Genomic DNA, 19,318 nt, shown 5'->3' with positions numbered 1-19,318 from the left:
GAGGGGGTTGGGGTGAGGGGAAGCTTCTAGCAAGCAGAGCATTGGGAGCCCTCTCATCCGCCCCTTCGGGGCACCTTCTCCCGCAAGCGGGAGAAGGGAGCCGCGCACAGTGGCCCTTCGTTCCCCATCCAGCCCCGGGCCTCCCGGGGCTGCTTGTTTTCGGTCATGCGATAATCCCGCGTTCCCTTGCTCCAAACGATGGCCATGACCCGTAACGCGCTCGTCACCAACGCCCTGCCCTATGCCAACGGCCCGCTCCACCTGGGTCACCTGGTTGGCTACATCCAAGCCGATATCTGGGTGCGCGCGCGCAGGTTGATGGGCGAGAAGGTCTGGTACGTCTGCGCTGATGACACCCATGGCACGCCGATCATGTTGGCCGCCGAAAAGGCTGGCGTGTCGCCGGAAACCTTCATCGCCAACATCCAGGCCGGTCACGAGCGCGACTTTGCTGCGTTCGGCGTGGATTTCGACCACTACGACTCGACCAACTCGGCCGCCAACCGCGAGCTGACCGAGGCGCTGTACAACAAGCTCGATGCCGCCGGCCACATCAGCCGCCGCTCGGTGGCGCAGTTCTACGACCCGGCCAAGGGCATGTTCCTGCCGGATCGCTACATCAAGGGCACCTGCCCCAAGTGCAAGTCGCCCGACCAGTACGGCGACAACTGCGAAGTCTGCGGAGCCACCTATGGCCCGACCGACTTGATCGACCCGAAGTCGGTGGTCTCCGGAGCCACCCCGGAAATCCGCGATTCAGAACACTATTTCTTCGAAGTTGGCCGCTTCCAGGGCTTCCTGCGCGAATGGCTGGCCGGCGATGTGGCCCTGCCCGGTGTGAAGGCCAAATTGGCTGAATGGCTCGACGCCGACGGCGGCCTGCGCGCGTGGGACATTTCACGTGACGCGCCCTACTTCGGTTTCGAGATCCCCGGTGCCCCGGGCAAGTATTTCTACGTGTGGCTGGACGCGCCGATCGGCTACCTGTCCAGCTTCAAGAACCTGTGCGCCAAGACCGGCGACGATTTCGAGGCCGTGCTGGCTGCCGACAGCAACACGGAGCTGCACCACTTCCTCGGCAAGGACATCGTCAATTTCCACGGCCTGTTCTGGCCAGCGGTGCTGCACGGCACTGGCCTGCGCGCGCCGACCAAGCTGCACGTCAACGGCTACCTGACCGTGGACGGCGCCAAGATGAGCAAGTCGCGCGGCACCTTCGTCATGGCCCGTACCTATCTGGATGCAGGCTTGGCTCCGGAAGCGCTGCGCTACTACTTCGCGGCCAAGTCCTCCGGCGGCGTGGACGACCTTGACCTGAACCTGACCGACTTCACCGCACGCGTGAATGCCGATCTGGTCGGCAAGTTCGTCAACCTCGCCAGCCGTTGCGCCGGCTTCATCGCCAAACGCTTCGACGGCAAGCTGGCCGATGTACTGCCGGACCCGGCCCAGTACGACCGCTTCGTGGCGGCATTGGCACCCGTGCGTGAGGCATACGAACGCAACGACCCGGCCGCCGCCATCCGCCTGACCATGGCGCTGGCTGACGAAGCCAACAAGTACATCGACGACACCAAGCCGTGGGTGATCGCCAAGCAGGAAGGCGCCGATGCCGAACTGCAGGCGGTCTGCACCCAGGGCCTGAATCTGTTCCGTGTGCTGGTGGCGGCGCTCAAGCCGGTATTGCCGGCCACCGCCCTGCAGGCCGAAGCGTTCCTCAATGCACCGATGACCGGCTGGGGTGATATCGCCAAGCCGCTCGCCGCCCACACCATCGCCACGTACGTGCCGCTGTTCACCCGTATCGACCCGAAAATGATTGACGCCATGACTGACGCTTCCAAGGACACCCTCACCGCCCAGCCTGCCGCCGAGGCCAAGCCTGCCAAGGCCGAAAAGCCTGCGAAGGTAGAAGCCAAGCCGGACACCAAGGCCGAAGGTGAAGCCGCCGCGTACATCGGCATCGACGATTTCGCCAAGCTCGACCTGCGTATCGGCAAGGTGCTGGAATGCGGTTTCGTGGAAGGCTCGGACAAGCTGCTGCGCTTCCTGCTGGATGCCGGCGACCTCGGCCAGCGCCAGATTTTCTCGGGCATTCGCGGCAGCTACGCCGAACCGGAAACGCTGGTCGGCCGCAACGTGGTGTTCATCGCCAACCTGGCCCCGCGCAAGATGCGCTTCGGCCTGAGCGAAGGCATGATCCTGTCGGCCGGTTTCGACGGTGGCGCGCTCGCGCTGCTGGATGCCGACGGCGGCGCCCTGCCGGGCATGCCGGTTCGTTGATGCTGCAGGGATCGAGGAGCTGGGAACGAGGAAGGTGATTGTTTCGCAGGTGCGGGTTCACTGAGCGGTTGTTGAAAGCGCGTCATCCAACCCTATTCAAACCCGCGCAAACCTCTCACTGCCCATTCCCTCATTCCCCGCTCACGACCTCCCCACGCCATGCAACTCGCCCTGTTCGACTTCGACCACACCATCACCGTCTGTGACACCTACAGCCGGTTTCTGCGACGCGTGGCCACACCGGAGCAGCGCGCGCAGGCGTGGTGGCGAATTGGGCCGTGGCTGCTGGCGTATCGGTTGAAATTGATCTCGGCCGAACGCATCCGGCGGCGTGTCACTGCGCAGGTATTCACTGGCCGCCATGCCGGTGAGATCACCCAAATGGCACACGACTACGCCCGCGAGCACCTACCGGAAATGGTTCGCCCTGAAATGCTGGAACAGATTCAGTGGCACAAGGCGCAGGGCCACGCCGTCGCCGTGGTGTCTGCATCCATCGACCTGTATCTGCAGCACTGGTGCGATGCGCAGGGCCTGCAGATGATCTGCAACTCGCTGGAAGTGCAGGACAACCGCCTCACCGGCCGCTATGCCGACGATGATTGCGGCCCGCGCAAAGTGGCGCGCATCCGCACGTTGTTCGACCTGAGCCAGTACCAGCGCATCCACGCCTATGGCGACAGCCGTGAAGACAAGCCCATGCTGGCACTGGCGCATGAGCGCTGGTACCGCGGCAAGCTGGTTTCCTGATCCACCTTTCGCGCAGCCCGACGCCACGCATGCAAGAAGCATCCAACAATCTGGTCGAACGCCTGGACCGCCTGCTGCCGCAAACCCAATGCGGGCAATGCGGTTTCGACGGCTGCCGTCCGTATGCCGAGGCGATGGCACGCGGCGAAGCCGGCGTTGATCACTGCCCGCCCGGCGGCGATGCCGGCGCACGCGCCCTGGCACAGGTGCTGGGCGTTGCGGCCATGCCGTTCGACCGCAGCCGTGGCGAGCACAAACCGGCGCAGGTCGCCGTCATCGTTGAAGCCGATTGCATCGGCTGCACCAAGTGCATCCAGGCCTGCCCGGTGGATGCCATCGTCGGTGGCGCCAAATACATGCACACCGTGCTGGCCGACCTGTGCACGGGTTGCGAGTTGTGCATCCCCCCCTGTCCGGTGGATTGTATCGAGCTGAAATTGCTGTAATTCCAGCGGCGGCCTTACCGGAAACACAACGATCGCCCGAGCCTACGTCGCCCGTGTCTGTGCAGTAACAGCACAATCGGCGCGGTTGGCACCTCCCGGCTCGCAGCGTTTAACGCACCCCGGCGCAACTGCGGCCTTATCGCGCAACGTGCTCTGCTGCACGGTCAGAATTCGTCGTCTTCGCTCTTCGCAGGCAACGGCGGTACCGTGTACTGGCGGCCATGCTGTCGGCAATCAGCGATCAGCGCTTCCGCATCAGCGCGCACCACAGCGCGCGTGCCCAGAGGAAATTTCGTGTCTTCGACCAGATCCCGTTGCAGGTCGGTCACCGGCGAAAACGATGCGGAGACGGCGTAGCGTTCTTCCGACGTGGCCAGCTCATCCCCGCCCCACCAGCGGATCAACCACGGTGCGTTGTCCCAGACCAGTACCGTTTCGAGCATCCCGCCCTCCAGGCGATACGCCACCGCACAAAACGTATTGGGAACGGTGCGATCACCGTGGCGCCGCACCATATTGCGCAGCTCGGCGTCGATCAACTTGAATTGTGGGTAATCCTGCGGCGCGACACGCGCCAGCGGTGCGCGTTCGTAGATCAACTTCGACGGCGGCGCCTCCTGTGCCGGCGCCGCATGCAGCGCAGCCCCAATTCCCAGCAGCGCACAGGCCACCGCAGACAACGGGCAACGTTTCATTCTCTTCCCTGCCACCCTGGCGCAGGCATCACTGCCGGGCTGCCCCGGACACTGCAGCATCCGGGGCGAATCACAAACGCGGCTTACGGCACCGCTGCGGTGATCACGATCTCGATCTTCCATGCCGGGTTGGCCAGCTTGGCTTCCACGGTCGCACGCGCCGGACCTGCATCCTTGGCCACCCATTTGTCCCAGGCTTCGTTCATGCCGGCGAAATCGGCCATGTCGGCGAGGAAAATCTCGGCGCGCAGGATGTTGGTCTTGTCGGTCGGCGCCAGACGCAGCAGGTCGTCAATGGCCTGCAGCACCTGTTCGGTCTGGCCGACGATGTCGGCGCTGGTGTCTTCCGGCACCTGGCCGGCCAGATAGGCCACGCCGTGGTGGATGGTCATTTCCGACATGCGCGGGCCGGTATCGAAACGTTCGATCATGGGGTCGTTTCCCTCGGTTGGATGGGGCCGCCATTGTGACCCGAACCGAAAGTTTCAGCTGGCTCTTTGTGCAGGCGTCGCCATGCTGCAATCGCCACCATCAGCAGCCAGCCCACCACCAGCGCGATCACCAGCTTCTGGCCAAGCCCGCGCGGGCTCGCACGCCACAGCACATGCAACCACAGGCCAGCGAAAGCCAGCCACGCCCACCACCAACTCCAGCGATGCAGGGAGGACCAGCGCGGGTCGCGACCGAAGCACCAAGCCTGCAGCAGCATCGCCACGGTCACGCACAGGAAGGCAGCCTGAGCCGACAGGCCATGCACCAGCGGTGCCAGCAAGGGCGCGCGCTCCGGTAGCCAGCTGTCGCCAATCGCCACGGTGGCAAGGCCAAGCCCGGCGGCGGTGAACAGTGCCGGCGGCAGCACGCGACGCGATGCGCCCTTCGCCTGGAGGTGCAGCAACCATGCCAACAGCCCGATGGCCAATGCGAGCAGGCAGTACGCCACCCGCAGCAGCAACCCGTACGGGCCATGCAGGTACAAACTCAGGGTCGCCCAGGCCCAATCCAGATCCGCGCGCGCGAACTGCAGCCAAGTGGTGCAGAGGATGAACACCAACAGCGCCACCATGACCAGAGCGAGGCCAGCCTGTTGTCGTTGCTTGGCGGGATGCGGATTGGCCTGCATGGATGTCCGGAACCCAGCATGGGATGGGGCGAGTTTAGGCCCCAACGCCGCCCGTGTTGGCTGAAGGGACAAACAATGCATCCGCGTCGGTTTTGCGTGAGCGTCACGCACTGGCGATAGTCTTGGCGACCCGCGCCGTCCGGCGCATCTCTGTCACTGCCACGCATGAGTGCTGCACCCGTCGTACTGGACCAAAGGACCGCGGGCTGGCGTCGGCTGGCGGCCATTGCCATCACGCTGGCAATTATGGGGATGGCCCTGCATGCACTGGCAGGGCAATTTGACGATCAGGGTTATCACCTCATCCGCACTGCGCTCAAAGGGCTGTCGTGGACGCAACTGATCGTTGCGACGCTACTGGGCATGGCCAGTTACCTCTGCCTGATCGGCTTTGACGCCATCGGGCTGCGCCGTGCGCAGCAACGCTTACCCGCCAGCCGCATTGGCATCACTGCTTTCCTGGCACACGCCGCCGGGCAGACGCTGGGCTTTGCTGCATTGACCGGCGGAGCCATCCGCCTGCGCAGCTATGGTCGAGCCGGGCTCAGCCTGGCCGAGATCGGCCAAGTGGTGCTGATGTCCACGCTGGGCTTCGTGTTTGGTGCGTGGCTGCTGCTCGGCTTGGCGCTGTGGCTGGAGCCTGGCGCTGCCGCGCGCGCCTTGCCGATCACCGTCCCCGTCGTGCGTGCGCTGGGCATCAGCTTGCTGCTGTTGTTCGCGGCGATGCTGGCCTTGGTGGGCACCCACGGACGCAGCATCGGCTGGCGCACGCACCAGATATGGATTCCCAACCGGCGCACGGTGCTGGAAGTCACCGCGCTGAGCGTGGTTGAACTGAGCCTGGCATCGGCCGCGTTCTACGTGTTGCTGCCGGCACAGGCGGAAGTGGGCTTCATCGGGTTTGTCGGCTTGTATCTGGTGGCGGTGGTGGCCGGCCTGATTTCCACCGTGCCGGCCGGGCTGGGGGTATTCGAGTGGAGCCTGCTCAAGCTGCTGCCGCAGATCGCGCCGGCAGCCATCCTCGCCGCAGCAGTGGCGTACCGCGTCACCTATTACCTGCTGCCGTTGCTGCTGTCCGCCCTGCTCGCCGCCGTGGCCAGCATGCGTCGTCCCATCAGCAGTGGTGCCGGGGCGGCATGGGGTGCACTGCGGCCATGGCTGCCGCAGATCATCGCGCTGGCCGTGTTCGCCGTGGGCGCCTTGCTGGTGATCGACGGCACCCTGCCGGTGCCGCGTCACCGCATCCTGCCCGCGCCATTGCCGCTGGTGGAAACCTCGCACCTGCTCGGCAGCCTTGGCGGCGTCGCGCTGTTGTTGCTTGGCCAGGGCCTGCAACGGCGCAGTCATGTGGCATGGCTGATCGCGCTGGTGCTGTGCGTTGGGCTACCGGTACCCGCCTGGCTACGTGGCGGACACGCGCTGGTGGCACTGACGTTACCGTTGGTGGCCATCGCCTTGTGGGCAGCGCGGCGCGAGTTCTATCGCGAAGGCGCGTTGCTCGACGAAGCCTGGTCATGGCCGTGGCTGCGCAATGTCGCGTTGGTGCTGGTGGCGACGGTATGGCTGCTGTTTTTCGTCTACAGCCACGTCGAATACCAGAACGAACTGTGGTGGCAGTTCGCCACGTCCGGCAACGCGCCACGCGCGTTGCGTGCGCTGCTGTTGATCAGCCTGGTGGTGATCGTATTCGGGCTTGCGCGCCTGCTGCACAGTACCCGCAGCCCGTTGCCTGCGCCGGCAAGCGAAACGCTGGAACAGCTGCGCCCGGTGCTGGCACAGGCGCACGACACCCAGGCCTGCCTGTCGATGATCGGCGACAAGGCCATCCTGCGCAGCGAGCACGGCGATGGTTTCGTGATGATGCAGCGCTACGGCGGATCACTGGTGTCGATGGGCGATCCGGTCGGGCCACCGGCAGTGGTGCGTGAGTTGATCTGGAAATTCCGCGAGGAAGCCGACCGCCTCGGCCTGCGCCCGGTGTTCTACCAGACCAGTGATCGGCACTGGCAGACCTACCTGGATCTGGGACTGACGCTGGTGAAGCTGGGCGAGGAAGCCATGGTGCCCCTGCAGGATTTCAGCCTCACCGGCAGCACCCGTGCCGACCTGCGCCAAGCCTGGAATCGCGGCAAGCGCTCGGCGCTGAGCTTTCGACTGGTGGACGCCGCCGATGTGCAACCGCTGCTGCCGGAGTTGAAAACCATCTCCGACAGCTGGCTGGAGGAAAAATCAGGCGAGGAGAAAGGCTTCTCGCTGGGCAGCTTCGATGATGCCTACTTGTGCCGCTTCCCGATCGCAGTGGTCGAAGCCGAGGGCCGCATCGTCGCCTTCGCCAACGTCTGGCAGGCACCGGCCGGGCATGAGCTGTCGGTGGACCTGATGCGCCACCTCCCCGACGCCCCAAAGGGCACGATGGACTTCCTGTTCATCGAGCTGTTTCTGTGGGGTGCGGCCAACGGATACACCCGTTTTTCGCTGGGTATGGCCCCCCTCACCGGGCTGGCCGAACACCGCCTCGCCGGCCGCTGGAACCGTTTCGCCAACCTGGTCGCACGCCATGGCGAGCGTTTCTATGGGTTCGGAGGCCTGCGTCGTTTCAAGTCGAAGTTCTCACCCGACTGGCGCCCGCGCTACCTCGCCGCGCCCGGTGGCATGCACCTTCCAGCGGCGTTGCTCGACGTCACCCGGCTGATCTCGCTGGACCCGCATCCGCAGCGATAGGCCACAAAGCGACGCAGCGGGAATTGGGATTTGCAGGAATCGCATTGGCACCTACGGTTTTGCAGGTGCCTTCAGCTGCTGCAGGATCACCCGCGCCAGCGCGGCGTAGTCGCCCTGGAAGTGATGGTCACCCGGCAGCTTCACTACCTGCGCGCTGCCCGCTGGCAGCTGCGGGCAGAGGGCGCCATCGTCGTTCTCGCCGTAGATGCACAGCGTGGTTTGCGGCGGCAACTTCGCCACTTCCGGCGCGATGGGCAGGCCATCATCGCCACCGCCACCAATCCAGTTGCTGACGTGAAATTCGTAATCAGCATGGGTGCCGGCCGACATCAACGCGGTCATCCGCAACCGTGACGACGTGCTTTCCGGCAGCTTGTTGATGGCGGCAGGCAACACATCGGCCCCCTGCGAAAACCCAACCAGCACCAACTTTGGACGCTGCCACTGGCGTGCGTAATGACGCGCGATGCGATCCAGGTCTGCGGCAAAACCCGCAGGCGTACGTTCGCTCCAGAAATAGCGCAGCGAATCCACGCCGACGACAGAAACACCCGCCTGCGCCAGCGCGTCGGCCACCTCCTTGTCCAGGCCGGCCCAACCGCCATCGCCGGACACGAAGATCGCGAACGTGTCGCCCTGCCCGGCTGCGGGTACTTCCACCAGCGGCAGGCCGTCCAGCTCCTGCGGCACCGGCGGCAGACTGACGCCCTGCTGCGCGCCGAGCACGCGCGCCGCTGCCACTTCACCCGGCAAGGCATTGCCACTGCGTGTGCGCTGAAACTGGCGCGCCATCGGCACGGCCGCCATGAAGGCATCCACGCTCGCCGCCGGGCATGCGTGATGCGCACCCACCGCCGCCGACAACCAAGGGAAATGCAACGGCTGCGGCTGCAGCGTGCGGTCGCTGATCGCACCACCGCAGACCATCTGCCCGGCATGCCATTGCGGGCAAAAGTCCTCGGTCAGCAGGCCGGCAAACACCTGCGGTGCAGCCTGGGTCGCTACCGCATAGGCCAACGCCGCACCTTCGCCATCGCCGCCCAGAATCGGCAAGCGATACGTTGGCACGCGGTAATAGGCCTGCACGTAACGCGAGAAATTCTCGACATCGCCCGCAGAGAAACCACAGTGTCCCGTTGTCTTTGCCAGCACTTGCTGCAGGTGCGCGGTGTCGATGTCCACCACCATCGCACCGTCGTCGCGCAACGCCTGCAACCGCGCCTGCCGTTGTGCCGGTTTGTCACCACCGGCAAACCACAACACCACCCGCTGCGGCGAGCCCGCGGGCAACTGCACGGGCACGTTTTCAAAACGGCCGTGGCTGACCTGCTCGGCGGCCAGCGCCGGTACGGCGTGCACGGCCAATGCCACCCACATGCCCAACAACGCACGCACCATGGAGACGCTCTCTGGATCGGGAGTTGAAGCCTACGCCTGCTGGCGCGGAAAAAATGTCAGGACGGGCGTTTCAATCCAGCACGTCGGGGTGACGCAGCTTCCACGCGGCCAACGCCTCCCGGTACCGACCCAGCTCATCGGAATACAGGTCCAGCACGCACAGCGGACAACCGCTGCCGCAGCACTCATTGGGGCCGGGAGCTTCAGGCGGCAGCGGACGGGGATCAGGATCGACAGCGGGATTCGGGTTCATCGCAACGGCCACTTGGGCCGGCTCGGCAGCACAGTACGGCGCATTTTAGCCAATCGGTGCCAACTCAGCCGGTGACGCGGCGTAAATTCGCACGAGCCGCCGTGTCATAGCGTTCATGGAAGAAATCGCTGAAGAAGATGCGCGGCTGCGCCAGCACGCCTTTCAGGAAGCGGCGCCGGTTGATGCGGAACAAAAAGCCGGGCACTTTGCCGCTGTATTCCTGGGTGATGCTGCGGTCGTACGCATCGAACACCTCCGGCGGGGCACCAAGGATGGCCATGTCGCTGTCCAGGAACAACGCCGCGTCCACGTCCAGTTCCTCCGCCTGCAGCTGCCCGTGGCGGGCCGTCAACGCGATCAACTCTGCCACCCGGGCAGCGTCCACGCCCGCATCCGGCAACCAGCGCTGGATTGCTGCAACGGCCAACTGCGCCGAGCGCAACTCGTTGTCGCTGCGTCCCGCTTCGTAGATTGCATCGTGGTACAGCACCGCAAGCGCCACTTCGCGCGGCTGCTTCCAGCCCGGGCCTGCGGCGACATCGCGGTAGTGATGCAGCACCGCCTCTATGTGGCCGACGTTGTGATACGCCCGCGGCGGTTGCGCATAGGCCGCTTCAAGTTCGGCCAGCTGTTGCGGCGGAAGGGAAAGCGGCAGCGAAAGATTGTCCATGCACGCATCCTGCCTGAGCGGCAGAAGTGAGTGAAGAGGCCCAAGGATCCAATGAAAGCAGAAGCAGAGCCCGCCGTTTGCCGTCTCCCACCTCTCACACCTTGTTATTCGCCACGGCCCTTCAGCCCAGTTGCCAGCGGCCTTCCAGCTGGTAGCGGCTCTGGCCAAGGAAGCTGCGGATCAGTACGAATTCGCGCACGAACCAGCGCAGCGGCTGTACCGGCTGAATCGGCATGCGGCGCTTGTCGTACAGCAGGGTCATATGCGGAGTGAAGCGCGGGTCGGTCTTGCCGCCCACACCCTGCAGGCAACGCGCCAGTTCTTCATGCAGACCGGTAAGCAGTTCAGCGCCGTACTCGCTGCGCAGCACGAACGGGTTCTGACGGTTGCCAGCAAAGCTTCCCACTTGGTCGAAACAAACTTCGAACTCCGGCATCCGTACGCGGCTGGCGGCCTGGCGCATCTTGGCCAACAAGCTTGGTGGCAGGCCGGCGTAGTCGCCAACGTGGTGCAGAGTGATATGCAGGCGCTCGCACGCCAGCGGATGCCCTTCCAGCCCATGCTCGTCCCGCAGCCCTTCGGCCAGTTCGGCAACCCGCTCAGCGGTGTGCGGATCCGGCAGCACCGCAAAGAACAGGCGCTCGGTGGGGATGTCACTGCCAATACCCAGCGAGAGCTGTGCCTGGTCAGAAGGAAGGAACTTGTTCATGGTTTCGCGTCGAAAGCCACCGGCTGGCCTGCATGTAGCGGCCGCCGATACTGACTGGGGCCGCGGATACTAGCAGACCCCACCCCTCACCGGGATGCCTGCTGGACAAAATATAGCCAGCACTCGGCGAGCCAAGCGCTGCGGGGCCTGCCGACGGTTATCCACATGTTTGCCAAGGGCTGATCCACACCGCCTGTGGATTGCGGGCTTTCCCTGCCCGTGTCGGGCCGGGACCGCTGCGGGAGGCACGATGGATGCAGGCAAGGCACGCTCTAAGGACACCCAACGGGGCCGTTGCCAAACGACGCCCACCTGCCCCGCATCGCGTGATCTGACACTCACACCGGCCCGCTTTTCACAGGCATACACTCGGGCTGCCGCAGCAACCTCCAGGTGGTCGCCATGATCGGTTGGAACGCCTTTGCCCTGCTCGCCGTCACCGCGCTCTCTCCTGCGCCGACGCCGGCGCCGCAGGTCGCCGTGGACATCCCGGCACCGGAACAAATCATGGTCGTGCCGCCCGAGATAAAGGCGCTGTTGCGCGAACGGGTGACCGACACCACCAATTCCCCGGAAAAGCGCCTGCAGCGGTTGGTCGAGTTGATATTCGAGCCGAGCGGGCTCGGCCTGCGGTACGACACCGAGGCAACTTTGACCATCGCCGAGACCTGGCAGCAGCGCCGGGCCAACTGCCTCTCCTTCACGTTGTTGTTCGTTGCCCTGGCCCGTGAGGTCGGGCTGGAGGCGCACGTGCAGGAGGTCGGCCAGGTAGTCACCTGGTACCAGGAGCAAGGGCTCATCTTCAACGCCGGGCACGTCAACGCCGGCCTGCGCGTGAATGGCCGCCCCGCCACCATGGATCTGGACAGCAACGTGCTCTACGACAGCCGTGGCCCGCGGCAGATAACCGACCGCCGCGCACTGGCCCATTTCTACAACAACCGGGGTGCCGACCAGCTGGCCGCGCACGATTACGTCACCGCCCGTCGCTACTTCGACCTGTCACTGCAGATGGAACCGCGCTTCGTGCCGGCCTGGAGCAACCTGGGCGTGCTGGAATCACGGGTCAATGATCTGACCGCCGCCAGCCACGATTTCGAGACCGCGCTGTCGATCAACAAGAACCACGCTCCGTCCCTGCACAACGCCTCCAAGTTGTATCTGCAGATGGGCGATACACGTCGTGCCGCGCAGTTGCAGACGCGGTTGGACCGCTCACGCAGCAATGACCCGTTCTATCAGTTCATGCAGGGCGTGATTGCCGAGCGCGCCACGAACTATCCACTGGCGGTGCATTACTACGGCAAGGCGGTGCGGCTGTATGGGCGCGCCCATCAGTTCCACTTCGGACTGGCACGGGTCTACTTTCTCAGCGGCAACAACCGTCTGGCCGAACGCGAAATGGCCCGCGCTCGCGCCCTGGGAGGCAGCGACGAGCAGCGGGCCATCTATCAGACCAAGCTGGATGGCATCCGGCGCCTGGAGGCGCGACATGCCGCACACTGAGGTGACGCTGGGAGCGGAGAACAAAAAGCGAAAAATCCGCTAGAGGACGCGTGGATGCGAGGCCCCTTGCGGGTTTCTCCCTCCTCACTCACCACTGCGGGTGTCCTGTACCTCAGGCTTTGCGCAGGAAGCAGGTCTTCAGCACCAAGCCCTTGATCTTCTCCGAGTTGCCTTCGATGTTCTCGGCGTCATCCTCGACCAGACGAATGTTGCGGATCACCGTGCCCTGCTTGAGCGGGATCGAAGAGCCCTTCACCTTCAGGTCCTTGATGACCGTGACCGTGTCGCCGGCAACCAGCACGTTGCCATTGCTGTCGCGCACGACCAAGGCGTTGGCCGCCGCTTCGCCGGGCGTCCATTCATGGCCACAATCGGCACAGATCCACAGCGCACCATCGGGGTAGACGTTCTGCAGCGAGCACTGCGGGCAGGAAGAAACGGACATGACAGCTCCCGGAACATGAAAGGGGCCGCCGATTGTAGCCGCTCACGCTCGCTCTCACGCCGCTGGGCCAGCCGCGTAGTAAAGTGCGCGGCCGTTTTAGCCGTAGAAACCCCCGCTCCATGAAACTTGGCATTGACTTCGGCACCAGCAACTCCGCCGCCGCCGCCCACGTTGACGGCAAGGTGGTCCCGGTTCAGTTCGGCGACGCGCTGCAGTTCCGCACCACGGTGTATTTCCCCGAGGTGATGCGCGACCCCAACGATTTCGAACTGACTCCTGCGCTGGAACAGCAGCTGGAAGAGTTGATCGAATACGGCCGTCGCGCCTCGCGTGCTACCGGCACCAACCGCAGCTACGATCAGCTGCGCAGTGATTCCATGCGCGTGGTGCGCCGGCAATGGATGGAAGAACGCATCCGCGAACCGCAAAGCTCCACCACCCTGCTGCAGAACGCGGTCTACGGTGACGACGCGCTGGAAGCCTACTTCGAAGAGAACGAAGGCAACCTGGTGCAGAGCCCCAAATCGATGCTGGGCTACAACCTGCATCCGCGCGCCAAGCAAACCATCACCGGCATCGCCACGCATATCCTGGAACACATCCGCCTGACCGCCTCCAAGCAGTTGGGCCAGAACGTGCGCAGCGCGCTGCTCGGCCGCCCAGTGCAATTCCGCAGTTCCATCGGCGATGCCGGCAACGCCCAGGCGCTGGACATCCTGCGTGGCGCCGCATTGGCGGCCGGCTTCGATGAGGTCGAATTTCTGGAAGAGCCCGCCGCAGCCGCCATGCACTACCACGCCGTCAGCGACAGCCGTCATGAAGCGGTGATCGTGGACGTCGGCGGCGGTACCACCGACATCGCCCATGCCAGCGTCGGCGGCACCCAGGCACCGCAGATTCATCGCGCCTGGGGTATCGCGCGCGGCGGCACCGATATCGACCTTGCCCTGAGCCTGGCCGGCTATATGCCGCTGTTCGGGCGCGGCATCACCCGCGTACCAGCGCATCACTATGTGGAAGCCGCAATGGTGCAGGACATGCCGCGCCAGCGCGATTTCCGCCAGCATGACTATGCGGCCGTGGATGCGCCGTATGGCCCGCGCCTGCAAGCGTTGCAGGACACCGGCAATACTGCGCGCCTGTACCGCGCCGTGGAGCACTGCAAGATTGCGCTGAGCAGCAATGAGCGCCATGCCAGCGCGCTGGATTTCATCGAGCCCGGCTTGAGCGTGGAAACCGACGCGCCGCATCTGACGAAAGCGGCAGGCAGTTATTTGAGTGAGCTGGAAAACCTGTTGCAGCAGGTCCGTGAGGACATCGGTCACGATCCGGCAGCGGTGTTCCTCACCGGCGGCATGTCACGCGCAGGCTATGTGCAGCGCACCGCTGCGTCAGCGTTCCCCAGCGCGACACTGGTGCATGGTGATCCGTCATTCGGCGTAGTGCAGGGATTGGCTTTGGCGGCTGCGCAGGGTTGAGGCGCAGCCCTGCTCACACCCGGGCGGAGCGAAACATAGCCCCTCTCCCGCGAGCGGGACGAAGAGGGTCGTTTGCGAACCATTGGTTCGCGATCTGATGAGTGCCCTTGCGCCAGTGCAAGGGCCGGGGCGCGGAGCGGGGGTTGGGATGAGGGCGCTTTTGATCTCCGGCGTTGGCTTTCAATCAAGGCCGTCCAAAGCCAAAAAGCTCCCCTCATCCGCCCCTTCGGGGTACCTGCATTCGGCACATCCTTGCGCCTCACCCGCTGGGCGGCTTCGCCGTGCAACTCGGCAGTCCTGCCGAGTTGTCGTCCCGTAAACGGGAGAAGGGAGGGAGTTCGAATTTTTCTCGCTGCTCAGTTACATCGAACGCTGAATCACCGACCGCCCAAACTCACCCGCACATCGCCCGAATGCGAGTTGATGGAGATATCACCATCACCGCTGCCGATGCGCGCATCCAGGCTGCTGCCGGGGCCGTAACGGGGACGCTCCACCTGACCAACGTCGGACCGGATATCCCCACTGAAGGTGCTGGCTTTCAACTGCGCTGACGTGCGCGACGGCAGTGTCAACGTGACCGGTGCGCTCACCGTCTGCAGGTTGATGCGCCCACCCGGCTGCAGGCCGGAACTACGCACGCCCAGGTTGCCCGACACGGTTTCAGCATTGAGCCGCTGCACGCCCGACAGATCCAACGCAATACCACCGGACACCGAGTTGGCCGTCACTTCACCGCCACTTCCGCCGCCGCTGTTGATGCCACCGCTCACCGTACGCAACTCCAGCCGCGAGGTACGCAGCTGCGTGCGGATCGAACCACTCACGGTACTGAGTTCAGCTTCCTCGGCCTGACCATTGGCAGTGATGGCACCGCTGACTGTCGTTGTCTGCAGGCGACGCAAATCGACGTCGGCCACATCCACGCCAGCACTCACCGTACTGGTCTGCAGCTGCGCCGCGCGCGGCACTCGCAGTTCCAACCGCGCGCCGCTGCTGCGGCTGTTCTGTGGATACACCACCTTGAACTGCACGCGGTTGGCGCTGTTTTCCACATCCAGGCGCTGGCCGTCGCCGAGCGTGCCGGTGAGCTGTACTTCATTGCGGTCCCAACCGCGCACGGTGACCGAACCAGCAATATTGCCCAGTTCAACCCGGCCGCCGCTGGACAGCGGCAGGCGCTGGTTGACCGTGCTTTGCGCCAAGGCCGACGACAGGGGCGCCAGCAGCAGGGTGGCGGCCAGCACATTCCTCAGAGAGGCTTTCATGGATTGCTCCTTCAGGTGGAAAGTCCGGCGCCGCCAAGGCCTTGCCGGGTGAGTTCAAGACGCAGCGCGTAGGTGCGCTGCAGTTGCCCGAGCAGGAAGCTTGCCTGCGGGCTTTGGTCGATGGCCTGACGGATGTCGCCGGCGCTGGCATCGAGTTCCTGCAGCGCGGGCATCAATTCCGCCGGTACGCTGTCCTGCGGAATCGTCGCAATGGCCAGCCGGTATTCATGGGTCAAGGCCTTGGCCTGCGCCTGCAAGGGCGAAGCCGGCAGCGGGCGTTCCTGCGGCAGCCACAATGCCACCGCGCCAACCAACGCCAACACCGCCGCTGCCGCACCGGCGTACCACGGCCAATGACTAGGCTCTTTGTGCATCACCGGGCGCAGCATCGAAGGCATCACCACAACCGATACAGGCTGCCGGGGCTGCTGCAATTCAGCAGCAATGCGTTGCCAGACCACCGCTGCTGGGACGCGCTCAGCAGGCAGTTCGCGCAGCTGGCGGACCAGGTCGTCGTTGTCGTGCTCGTTGTCGTTCTGATTCATCGTGCTTCTCCAAGCCGTACCCGCAGCAAGCCACGGGCACGGTGTAACTGCGCTTTGGAACTACCGACGGCCATCCGCAGCTCCGTGGCGATTTCCTGGTGTTTCCAGCCTTCAATGTCATGCAGCACCAGTACCGCGCGAGCCCGCGGTGGCAATGTCTGCAGCGCGCGTTCCAGATCCATCCCGGTGGCATTGCAGCGCGCGGGGGCGGTCATTTCCGACAACATTTCCATGCCGTCCTCGCCAACCTCCAGCGATTCAAAGGTGGCACTGGCGCGCAGTTCCATCAGCGCCGTGTTCACCGCCAACCGATGCAACCAAGTGCCCAGCGCGCTCTCGAAGCGGAACTGCGGCAATTTGCGCCAGGCCTGGATGAAGGTTTCCTGCAGCACGTCCTCTGCACGACTGGCGTTGCCACCGCACAGCCGCCACAACAGCGCATTCAACTTCGGCGCGTGACGGCGGTAGATACGTTCGTAGGCGTGCACATCGCCGGCAGCGGCGGCTCGAGCCAGCGCTGCGTCGTCCACGGCGGGCGATAAAGGGGCGGCGGTGGTCACAATGGCGTTGAGCATATCCATTGGATGCAGCAACCGGGCAAAAGGTTTAAACGCCGGTGCGTTGTCGGTCTATGCCCGCATGGCCGACAATCGCCTCCCCCACCGTTGCTGATTCATGTAACTGGTCCCTGCTCGCCTCCTGGCGCGGCTGAACCACGGCATGTCGGCACAACCACCATGCCGGCAGACCGGCGCGCTGCAGACACCTGCAGTCAGCAAGGAGATTGACGATGAAGCAGTACCTGCCACCCTCGATGCATGACTGGATCGGTCCGCTGACCACCGGTCTGCACATCGTCGTGATCCTGCTGGTGGCCTTGCTGCTGCGCCTGCTGTTCCGCCGCCTGCTGTCGCGCCTGGGCCGGCACTACACCTTGCCGCAACCCATCGAGATGGCGATACGCCGGTTGTCCAGTTTCATCATCTGGACAGTCACGGCGCTGGCAGTGCTCGACCGGATTGGCGTGGAGCCGTCGGTGCTCTGGACCGCCTTCACCGGTTTTGCCGCCGTCGGTGCGGTGGCGTTCTTTGCGGCATGGAGTGTGCTGTCCAACGTTTTCTGCACGTTCTTGATCTTCACCACCCGCCCGTTCCGCCTGGGCGACCAGATCGAACTGCTGGAGAACGGCGAGAAGCCGGGACTGAAAGGCAGCGTGGTAGACATCAACCTCATCTACACCACTCTGCATGAGATCGGTGGCCCGGCCGAAGGCACGTTGATGCAGATCCCCAACAGCCTGTTCTTCCAGCGCGGCCTGCGCCGTTGGCGTGGGGGCGACACGGCCCACGGAGCGATTGAGGGCGATGGTTGAGGGGAACCCAACCAGCAGCACCGCATGCACCCCGCTCTCCTGCACGGGGGAGAAGGTGCCCCGCAAGAGCGGATGAGGCGAGCGTTTGGCTTTCGACGCCTCAATTGACAGCAGGCGCCGAAGATCCGGATTGCTCTCACCCCAACCCCTCTCCCGTAAACCGAATGAGGGGTTTTGATTGCTGGCTTACGGTGGTCCCACGCGGGTCGTGCCCTGCTGGGCCAGCATCCGAAGCGACCGTTTGAACCACAGCATTTCACTCATGTTGCGCCGCCGCATGCGAAAATCGGCACCGATTTCCCGGTCTTTCTGACCGCACCCTTCGTAAACGATGTCCTCCTCAGCCAACGCCCCCTGCTCTGCCTGCCCGGCAGACACCACATCGCCCGTTGCCGTTATCCCGGCCGAGCCCAGCGACCGCCAGCGCTGGTTCAGCGTCATCGCGCTGGCCCTGGCCGCCTTCGTGTTCAACACCAGCGAGTTCGTGCCGGTGGGGCTGCTGAGCGATATCGGCGGAGCGTTTGGCATGCCCATCGAGCACGTCGGGCTGATGTTGACCATTTATGCCTGGGTCGTCGCACTGACCTCACTGCCGTGCATGCTGCTCACCCGCAATTTCGACCGGCGTAAATTGCTGCTGGGCGTATTTGCGTTGTTCATCGCCAGCCATGTGCTGTCCGGCGTTGCATGGAGCTACCCGGTCCTGATGGCCAGCCGCATCGGCATTGCGCTTGCGCATGCGGTGTTCTGGTCGATCACCGCGTCGCTTGCGGTGCGCATGGCCCCCGAGGGCAAGCGTCCGCAGGCCTTGGGTTTGTTGGCTACCGGCACCTCGGTGGCAATGGTGCTGGGCATTCCGCTGGGCCGCATCGTCGGTGAGTGGCTGGGTTGGCGCGTCACCTTCATGGCCATCGGCGGCGTCGCGCTGCTGGTGTCATTGGTATTGGCACGCCTGCTGCCGGCCCTTCCCAGCCAGAACAGCGGCTCGGCCAGCAGCATTCCCGTGCTGCTGCGACGCCCCGCGCTGATGGCGTTGTATGTGCTGGTGGCGGTGGTGATCTCGGCGCAGTTCACCGGCTACAGCTATATCGAACCGTTCGTGCAGAAGATCGGCGGCTTCGATGCCCACGTCACTACGCTGGTGCTGCTGCTGTTCGGCGGCATGGGCTTCATCGGCAGCGTGCTGTTTTCACGTTACGGACTGCGCTGGCCGCGCGGCTTCCTGTTGACCGCCATCGGCACCCTCGCCGCCTGCCTGTTGTTGCTGCGCACCGGCCTGGGCAACGCGTGGATGCTCTATGTGCTGGTGTCCGTATGGGGCGTGGCGATGATCTCCTTCGCACTGTCGATGCAGTCCAAGGTGCTCAGCCTGGCCTCCGACGCCACCGACGTGGCGATGGCGCTGTTCTCCGGCATTTTCAACATCGGCATCGGCGCCGGTGCGTTGATCGGCAGCCAGGTCAGCCTGCATCTGGGCATGCAGCACATTGGCTTGGTCGGCGGGCTGATCGCTACGGCCGGCTGGCTGTGGTGCACCTTCGCGCTGCTGCGCTGGAGCGGTAGTTTCCAGCTATCGGCCGCGCGGCACTGACGCCCGGCAGCCTTCGCACCCGGCAGCCGCCACTCCCGTTATGCTCCACGCAGAACAGGGCAACGGGG

19 protein-coding genes are annotated in these 19,318 nt (G+C 64.5%); 8 read left to right on the top strand and 11 right to left on the bottom strand.

Annotated features, from left to right (window positions below; translation table 11 throughout):
• Positions 1-204: 204 nt before the first annotated feature.
• The 3 genes from metG to rnfB all read left to right on the top strand — a co-directional run bounded on the left by metG (position 205) and on the right by rnfB (position 3,479).
• Complete coding sequence (gene metG / locus PAN08_RS06580) at positions 205-2,283, top strand: methionine--tRNA ligase (protein ID WP_269790665.1); 2,079 nt, start codon at positions 205-207, stop codon at positions 2,281-2,283.
• A gap of 159 nt (positions 2,284-2,442) precedes the next feature.
• Positions 2,443-3,033, top strand: coding sequence for an HAD family hydrolase (locus tag PAN08_RS06575; RefSeq protein ID WP_269790664.1), 591 nt, complete (start codon positions 2,443-2,445; stop codon positions 3,031-3,033).
• A 29-nt stretch (positions 3,034-3,062) separates the two neighbouring features.
• Positions 3,063-3,479: an Rnf electron transport complex subunit RnfB gene (gene rnfB / locus PAN08_RS06570; protein ID WP_269790663.1), complete on the top strand. Its 417-nt coding sequence runs from the start codon at positions 3,063-3,065 to the stop codon at positions 3,477-3,479.
• A 164-nt stretch (positions 3,480-3,643) separates the two neighbouring features.
• Here the strand turns inward: rnfB and PAN08_RS06565 are convergent, their stop codons facing one another.
• From PAN08_RS06565 to PAN08_RS06555, 3 genes are all read right to left on the bottom strand, one after another.
• Positions 3,644-4,174, bottom strand: a complete 531-nt coding sequence (locus PAN08_RS06565) for a hypothetical protein (protein WP_269790662.1) — start codon at positions 4,172-4,174, stop codon at positions 3,644-3,646.
• Between the two features lie 83 nt (positions 4,175-4,257).
• Positions 4,258-4,605: a RidA family protein gene (locus PAN08_RS06560; RefSeq protein WP_269790661.1), complete on the bottom strand. Its 348-nt coding sequence runs from the start codon at positions 4,603-4,605 to the stop codon at positions 4,258-4,260.
• Complete coding sequence (locus tag PAN08_RS06555; protein ID WP_269790660.1) at positions 4,602-5,294, bottom strand: DUF998 domain-containing protein; 693 nt, start codon at positions 5,292-5,294, stop codon at positions 4,602-4,604. The genes PAN08_RS06560 and PAN08_RS06555 overlap by 4 nt, the downstream gene beginning before the upstream one ends.
• A 165-nt stretch (positions 5,295-5,459) precedes the next feature.
• Between PAN08_RS06555 and mprF the strand changes: the two genes are divergently transcribed.
• A complete protein-coding gene (gene mprF, locus PAN08_RS06550) occupies positions 5,460-8,015 on the top strand; it encodes a bifunctional lysylphosphatidylglycerol flippase/synthetase MprF (protein WP_269790659.1) in 2,556 nt (851 codons plus the stop codon).
• A 51-nt stretch (positions 8,016-8,066) separates the two neighbouring features.
• On the opposite strand, the gene PAN08_RS06545 is transcribed toward mprF, so the two are convergent.
• From PAN08_RS06545 to thpR, 4 genes are all read right to left on the bottom strand, one after another.
• A complete protein-coding gene (locus PAN08_RS06545) occupies positions 8,067-9,413 on the bottom strand; it encodes an AcvB/VirJ family lysyl-phosphatidylglycerol hydrolase (protein ID WP_269790658.1) in 1,347 nt (448 codons plus the stop codon).
• A gap of 70 nt (positions 9,414-9,483) precedes the next feature.
• The gene (locus tag PAN08_RS06540; protein ID WP_269790657.1) at positions 9,484-9,666 is read right to left on the bottom strand and encodes an oxidoreductase-like domain-containing protein; all 183 of its coding nucleotides are present in this window, start codon (positions 9,664-9,666) and stop codon (positions 9,484-9,486) included.
• 64 nt (positions 9,667-9,730) lie between these two features.
• Complete coding sequence (locus tag PAN08_RS06535) at positions 9,731-10,336, bottom strand: hypothetical protein (RefSeq protein WP_269790656.1); 606 nt, start codon at positions 10,334-10,336, stop codon at positions 9,731-9,733.
• A gap of 121 nt (positions 10,337-10,457) precedes the next feature.
• The gene (gene thpR / locus PAN08_RS06530; protein WP_269790655.1) at positions 10,458-11,045 is read right to left on the bottom strand and encodes an RNA 2',3'-cyclic phosphodiesterase; all 588 of its coding nucleotides are present in this window, start codon (positions 11,043-11,045) and stop codon (positions 10,458-10,460) included.
• 402 nt (positions 11,046-11,447) lie between these two features.
• On the opposite strand from thpR, the gene PAN08_RS06525 reads away from it, so the two are divergent.
• Positions 11,448-12,551 (top strand): transglutaminase domain-containing protein, encoded by a 1,104-nt coding sequence (locus tag PAN08_RS06525; RefSeq protein ID WP_269790654.1) that lies wholly within the window; start codon positions 11,448-11,450, stop codon positions 12,549-12,551.
• 112 nt (positions 12,552-12,663) lie between these two features.
• Here PAN08_RS06525 and PAN08_RS06520 read toward each other — a convergent pair whose 3' ends face one another.
• Positions 12,664-12,996: a zinc ribbon domain-containing protein YjdM gene (locus tag PAN08_RS06520; RefSeq protein WP_269790653.1), complete on the bottom strand. Its 333-nt coding sequence runs from the start codon at positions 12,994-12,996 to the stop codon at positions 12,664-12,666.
• Between the two features lie 119 nt (positions 12,997-13,115).
• On the opposite strand from PAN08_RS06520, the gene PAN08_RS06515 reads away from it, so the two are divergent.
• On the top strand, positions 13,116-14,474 hold the full coding sequence (locus tag PAN08_RS06515; protein WP_269790652.1) for an Hsp70 family protein: 1,359 nt from the start codon (positions 13,116-13,118) through the stop codon (positions 14,472-14,474).
• A gap of 377 nt (positions 14,475-14,851) precedes the next feature.
• Here PAN08_RS06515 and PAN08_RS06510 read toward each other — a convergent pair whose 3' ends face one another.
• From PAN08_RS06510 to PAN08_RS06500, 3 genes are read right to left on the bottom strand one after another with little or no spacing between them, the layout of a single operon-like run.
• Positions 14,852-15,742: a DUF4097 family beta strand repeat-containing protein gene (locus PAN08_RS06510; RefSeq protein ID WP_269790651.1), complete on the bottom strand. Its 891-nt coding sequence runs from the start codon at positions 15,740-15,742 to the stop codon at positions 14,852-14,854.
• 11 nt (positions 15,743-15,753) lie between these two features.
• Positions 15,754-16,287 carry a hypothetical protein gene (locus tag PAN08_RS06505; protein WP_269790650.1) on the bottom strand — a complete coding sequence of 178 codons (534 nt, stop codon included), beginning with the start codon at positions 16,285-16,287 and terminating at the stop codon, positions 15,754-15,756.
• Positions 16,284-16,862 carry a sigma-70 family RNA polymerase sigma factor gene (locus PAN08_RS06500; RefSeq protein WP_269790649.1) on the bottom strand — a complete coding sequence of 193 codons (579 nt, stop codon included), beginning with the start codon at positions 16,860-16,862 and terminating at the stop codon, positions 16,284-16,286. Before PAN08_RS06500 ends, PAN08_RS06505 begins: the two co-directional genes overlap by 4 nt.
• A gap of 239 nt (positions 16,863-17,101) precedes the next feature.
• Here PAN08_RS06500 and PAN08_RS06495 point away from each other — a divergent pair, with 239 nt between their 5' ends.
• Both PAN08_RS06495 and PAN08_RS06490 read left to right on the top strand, forming a co-directional pair.
• Positions 17,102-17,659: a mechanosensitive ion channel family protein gene (locus tag PAN08_RS06495; RefSeq protein ID WP_269791192.1), complete on the top strand. Its 558-nt coding sequence runs from the start codon at positions 17,102-17,104 to the stop codon at positions 17,657-17,659.
• 331 nt (positions 17,660-17,990) lie between these two features.
• Positions 17,991-19,250 carry a sugar transporter gene (locus tag PAN08_RS06490; protein WP_269790648.1) on the top strand — a complete coding sequence of 420 codons (1,260 nt, stop codon included), beginning with the start codon at positions 17,991-17,993 and terminating at the stop codon, positions 19,248-19,250.
• Positions 19,251-19,318: the final 68 nt, after the last annotated feature.

The organism is Stenotrophomonas sp. Iso1 (genome assembly GCF_027497995.1).
Taxonomy (GTDB): domain Bacteria; phylum Pseudomonadota; class Gammaproteobacteria; order Xanthomonadales; family Xanthomonadaceae; genus Stenotrophomonas.
Note: the sequence above shows the minus strand (reverse complement) of the source record. Positions and strands in the feature narration are given on the sequence as shown.

What these genes read in the sequence shown, in the direction of transcription:
- metG (WP_269790665.1), top strand. Translation starts at nt 205, where the DNA reads ATGACCCGTAACGCGCTCGTCACCAACGCCCTGCCCTATGCCAACGGC.
- PAN08_RS06575 (WP_269790664.1), top strand. Translation starts at nt 2,443, where the DNA reads ATGCAACTCGCCCTGTTCGACTTCGACCACACCATCACCGTCTGTGAC.
- rnfB (WP_269790663.1), top strand. Translation starts at nt 3,063, where the DNA reads ATGCAAGAAGCATCCAACAATCTGGTCGAACGCCTGGACCGCCTGCTG.
- PAN08_RS06565 (WP_269790662.1), bottom strand. Translation starts at nt 4,174, where the DNA reads ATGAAACGTTGCCCGTTGTCTGCGGTGGCCTGTGCGCTGCTGGGAATT.
- PAN08_RS06560 (WP_269790661.1), bottom strand. Translation starts at nt 4,605, where the DNA reads ATGATCGAACGTTTCGATACCGGCCCGCGCATGTCGGAAATGACCATC.
- PAN08_RS06555 (WP_269790660.1), bottom strand. Translation starts at nt 5,294, where the DNA reads ATGCAGGCCAATCCGCATCCCGCCAAGCAACGACAACAGGCTGGCCTC.
- mprF (WP_269790659.1), top strand. Translation starts at nt 5,460, where the DNA reads ATGAGTGCTGCACCCGTCGTACTGGACCAAAGGACCGCGGGCTGGCGT.
- PAN08_RS06545 (WP_269790658.1), bottom strand. Translation starts at nt 9,413, where the DNA reads ATGGTGCGTGCGTTGTTGGGCATGTGGGTGGCATTGGCCGTGCACGCC.
- PAN08_RS06540 (WP_269790657.1), bottom strand. Translation starts at nt 9,666, where the DNA reads ATGAACCCGAATCCCGCTGTCGATCCTGATCCCCGTCCGCTGCCGCCT.
- PAN08_RS06535 (WP_269790656.1), bottom strand. Translation starts at nt 10,336, where the DNA reads ATGGACAATCTTTCGCTGCCGCTTTCCCTTCCGCCGCAACAGCTGGCC.
- thpR (WP_269790655.1), bottom strand. Translation starts at nt 11,045, where the DNA reads ATGAACAAGTTCCTTCCTTCTGACCAGGCACAGCTCTCGCTGGGTATT.
- PAN08_RS06525 (WP_269790654.1), top strand. Translation starts at nt 11,448, where the DNA reads ATGATCGGTTGGAACGCCTTTGCCCTGCTCGCCGTCACCGCGCTCTCT.
- PAN08_RS06520 (WP_269790653.1), bottom strand. Translation starts at nt 12,996, where the DNA reads ATGTCCGTTTCTTCCTGCCCGCAGTGCTCGCTGCAGAACGTCTACCCC.
- PAN08_RS06515 (WP_269790652.1), top strand. Translation starts at nt 13,116, where the DNA reads ATGAAACTTGGCATTGACTTCGGCACCAGCAACTCCGCCGCCGCCGCC.
- PAN08_RS06510 (WP_269790651.1), bottom strand. Translation starts at nt 15,742, where the DNA reads ATGAAAGCCTCTCTGAGGAATGTGCTGGCCGCCACCCTGCTGCTGGCG.
- PAN08_RS06505 (WP_269790650.1), bottom strand. Translation starts at nt 16,287, where the DNA reads ATGAATCAGAACGACAACGAGCACGACAACGACGACCTGGTCCGCCAG.
- PAN08_RS06500 (WP_269790649.1), bottom strand. Translation starts at nt 16,862, where the DNA reads ATGCTCAACGCCATTGTGACCACCGCCGCCCCTTTATCGCCCGCCGTG.
- PAN08_RS06495 (WP_269791192.1), top strand. Translation starts at nt 17,102, where the DNA reads ATGCATGACTGGATCGGTCCGCTGACCACCGGTCTGCACATCGTCGTG.
- PAN08_RS06490 (WP_269790648.1), top strand. Translation starts at nt 17,991, where the DNA reads ATGTCCTCCTCAGCCAACGCCCCCTGCTCTGCCTGCCCGGCAGACACC.